The sequence below is a fragment of the Mycobacterium sp. MUNTM1 genome (assembly GCF_054660795.1).
Genome location: NZ_BAAGDE010000145.1, coordinates 1 through 828, shown reverse-complemented (window position 1 = coordinate 828; position 828 = coordinate 1). Strand labels below are relative to the sequence as shown.

The window sequence follows — 828 nt, the reverse complement described above, 5'->3', positions numbered from 1 at the left end:
GATCTTCGCGCTGAGAGAATCGGCGAAAGCCTTTGACCGATAACAGTTTCCGTTGTCAGTCAACACACGCCTGACGGTGATCCCGTGATCGACGAAAAACCCGTTAGCCCGCAACCAGAACCCGGCTGCGGTGTCTTTGCGTTCGTCGGTGAGGATCTCGGAGTAGGCCAGCCGCGAATGATCATCGACGGCATGGTGCAAAAACGCATACCCCACACCGCTGCGGTTACGTCGACCGGCTCGCCGTCCCAGTTTGCGGTGCCCGCCACCGTCGGGGATGCGGCCCAGCTTCTTGATGTCGAGGTGGACCAGGTCCCCGGGTGCGGGATGCTCATAACGGCGCGGTTTGGCCCGGCGCACCGGCAGCCCACTGGCCTGGTCGAGATGGCGCAGCAGCGGCATGCGGTAACGGCGCAGCACCGCCTCCACCGTCGAGCGGGCCAGCCGCAGGTAGGCGGCGATGCGATGCGGGCCCCAGCGCCGCGTGAAGCGCACCTTGATGATCCGCCGCTCCCGACGCTGAGAAAGCCGACCTGGACTGCGATGTGGGCGACTGGAGCGGTCGACCATGGCCTCAGGCCCGCCGGCACGGTAACGGTCAGCCCATTTCTTGGCCGTGGCCGTCGAGCACTGGAACCGCTCAGCGGCTCGGGCATACGTCCAACCGTCATCGACGACACAACGAGCAAGCCGCAACCGGCCACGTGGGGTCAAACAGGCATTAGCGTGGGACATGAGGACCTCTCGGTAATCGGGGTGTGTGTGGTAACCACACCGATACCGGAGGTCCTCACCTACTTCCGCTCACCACGCCGTTCACAACCTGTC

At 64.5% G+C, this 828-nt stretch carries 1 protein-coding gene; it reads right to left on the bottom strand.

Translation table 11 applies throughout. The annotated features are described in order from the left end of the window. On the bottom strand, window positions 1–735 hold a 735-nt coding region (locus tag ACYQ8K_RS30140; RefSeq protein ID WP_459975038.1), incomplete at its 3' end, for an IS481 family transposase. Between the last annotated feature and the right edge of the window lie 93 nt (window positions 736–828).